This window comes from Mesorhizobium sp. M7A.F.Ca.CA.004.12.1.1, from assembly GCF_003997835.1.
Classification (GTDB): domain Bacteria; phylum Pseudomonadota; class Alphaproteobacteria; order Rhizobiales; family Rhizobiaceae; genus Mesorhizobium.
The window spans coordinates 1-2,317 of the sequence record NZ_RZRK01000913.1 but is presented as its reverse complement, the minus strand read 5'-3'; the positions used below and the strand labels follow the sequence as shown (position 1 = coordinate 2,317).

The window sequence follows — 2,317 nt, the reverse complement described above, 5'->3', positions numbered from 1 at the left end:
ATGCACATACCTTCTGATCTGCCCGATGCCTGATTACCACGTGGTTCCCCCAATCCGTCGCTGCTTCGCAGCGCCACCTTTCCCCCCTCCGGAGGGAAAGGAAAGGAGCGTTGCTGGACGAGCGTTAACGGCAAAAGCTTGGCGCCTTTCCTCTACCCCGTCGATCGGGGGAGAGGTGGCTCGGCGAAGCCGAGACGGAGTGGGGGTCGACCTGCGCCGCATAAGACAATGCATGCTCCAAGCTGCCATGCACCCTATCGCCAAAGACCAGTTGTTTGGAAATGTGTGCATGCCGTAGCTTGCGGGGGAGATCGCTAGCTTGCCCGCCTACATCGCAACGCCGAACGCAAAAAGGGCGGCCGAAGCCGCCCTTTTGGGAATTGGGTCCCTCCATCAAAGGAAAATGATCACCCTGCCGTGCCTGTGGTGATGGTTGTTGTGGTGGTTATAGTGCTTCCACCAGAACTTCTTGAAGTGCTTCTTGTGATGTTTGTGGTTGTGGTTGTGATGATGGCCGTGCATGCCGTGGGCTGACGACGTGCCGACAGTGCCGGCGAGCGCGCCGGTGGCGACGAAGATGGCGACGAGGCCTGAGGTAAGAGTGCGCTTGAACATGATGATCTCCTGGATCTTTTGATCGAGGCGACCCATTCGCCTCTAACCATCAGTCGGCGCGGCGCGGCAAAAGGTTCGATAGGTCGAAGAGATTTTTTGTGGGGCCTTTGGCCCGAGCGAATAGTGAATAGCGAATAGCGAGTAGGAAAAGGCAGGAACGCCACTTACCAATCGCTACGTTGCCGTTCCCTATTCGCTATTCGCTACTCACTATTCGCTCTCTCTCACCCCATCCCCGTGACATGGCGCAGCCAGAACGCCAGCGCGATGAAGCCGATGATGGTGGTGACGCCGGTCCAGTCGACATTGGCCTTCTTCACATCGCTGATGATTTTCACCAGCAGCATCCAGGCCACGAAGATGATCGGGAGAATGATGACTAATCTGATCATGCCACACCCCTGCTCGAAGCGATTGCACCCTTCCCTAGATGTAGGAAGCAATCCGGCGGTTTTCAGGATGCCCTCGTCGACGGGCCATGTGGCATGCCGGGGAAAAACGGAGTTTTGTCTTTACTGGCGCAACAAATATGCTAACCGGAGCGCCGTGCCCTTGTAGCTCAGCTGGTAGAGCAGCGGTTTTGTAAACCGAAGGTCGGCGGTTCGATTCCGTCCGGGGGCACCAGTTTCCACCCGACAATCCCCAGAAATCAAGGAACTCAAGGGTTTCAACGTCCCCCGAGGTACACCAAAAGGTACACCGAGGGGTACACCGAGGATGAAAATGGCACTGGAACATGTCCAGCCGCGCGGCAATAGGAAGGTCTATCGAAGGAAGGTGCCCAAGGCACTTCAAGGCATTCTGGGCAAGACAGAGATGGTGCTTCGCCTCGGCAAAACCGACGCCGAGGTGCGCAAGCAGTATGACGCCACCCACGCCGAGGCGGAGCAAATCTTCGCCAAAGCATGGGACGAGTTGCACGGAGTGAAGGCGCCCAAAGCGAAGCTCACAGCGCGCGAACTGTTCGACCAAGCAACCAAGCGACTTCGGGACCTCGGCTTCAACCCGTATCGCGCTGGCAGCGGCGATCCTGATGATCCTGAGGAACGATCGGAATGGATTGCTCGCGATGTCGTCGCTGAGCAGATCGCTAAAGGCTATCCGAGGGACGAAGAGACCGACCACCCCGTTGGCGTCTCTGACGAGGACCGGGCACTGCTGACGCTACTGACCTCCTCAAATAAGCCGGTCGGTCCCTCGCCCACCCTAGAGGACGCCAAGCGGGTCTATCTGAACGACCGTTTCACTAAGACCAATCCTTCCGAGAAATCGAAGAAGCGGGACCAGCAACAAGCCGACCGTGTGGTCGGGCACGTGAAGTCGGCTCTCGGCTTTGACCCGGTGCTGGCGGACATGAAGCGTGCCGACGCCAGAACCGTCGCCAACGCCATGTTGAAGGAAATCCCGACTGCTGCGACTGTGGACCGATACCTCAATGTCGTGCGCGCAATCGTTGCCCATGGCATTCGCGAGTTCGACCTAACCGGCACAAAGAACCAATTTGAAAAGCTTGATGTTGCCGACAGCAGTAGGGAGCCGGACAAGCGAAAGAGGCTTCCCTTCACCCCGGAGCAATTGGCCGCGACGCGGGAGCGGGTGCTTGACCGCGCCGCCAGCGATCTCCAACAAATTTGGAGGCTCCTAGAGGGCACCGGCTGCCGTCTATCCGAGATTACCGGGCTTCGGGTCAGCGACGTTATGC

General features: G+C 58.0%; 2 protein-coding genes, 1 tRNA gene and 1 pseudogene. 2 read left to right on the top strand and 2 right to left on the bottom strand.

Annotation, left to right across the window (positions count from 1 at the left end; genetic code table 11):
- Positions 1-393: 393 nt before the first annotated feature.
- Both EN984_RS31640 and EN984_RS31635 read right to left on the bottom strand, forming a co-directional pair.
- Positions 394-615, bottom strand: a complete 222-nt coding sequence (locus tag EN984_RS31640; protein ID WP_127268087.1) for a hypothetical protein — start codon at positions 613-615, stop codon at positions 394-396.
- A gap of 224 nt (positions 616-839) precedes the next feature.
- On the bottom strand, positions 840-1,007 hold the full coding sequence (locus EN984_RS31635; RefSeq protein ID WP_127268088.1) for a hypothetical protein: 168 nt from the start codon (positions 1,005-1,007) through the stop codon (positions 840-842).
- A 156-nt stretch (positions 1,008-1,163) separates the two neighbouring features.
- Between EN984_RS31635 and EN984_RS31630 the strand changes: the two genes are divergently transcribed.
- A tRNA-Thr gene (locus EN984_RS31630) sits at positions 1,164-1,239 on the top strand.
- A 99-nt stretch (positions 1,240-1,338) separates the two neighbouring features.
- Positions 1,339-2,317, top strand: a pseudogene (locus EN984_RS31625) (hypothetical protein); the annotation flags it as partial.

Coding starts and splice junctions, on each gene's coding strand:
- EN984_RS31640 (WP_127268087.1), bottom strand. CDS start 615: ATGTTCAAGCGCACTCTTACCTCAGGCCTCGTCGCCATCTTCGTCGCC.
- EN984_RS31635 (WP_127268088.1), bottom strand. CDS start 1,007: ATGATCAGATTAGTCATCATTCTCCCGATCATCTTCGTGGCCTGGATG.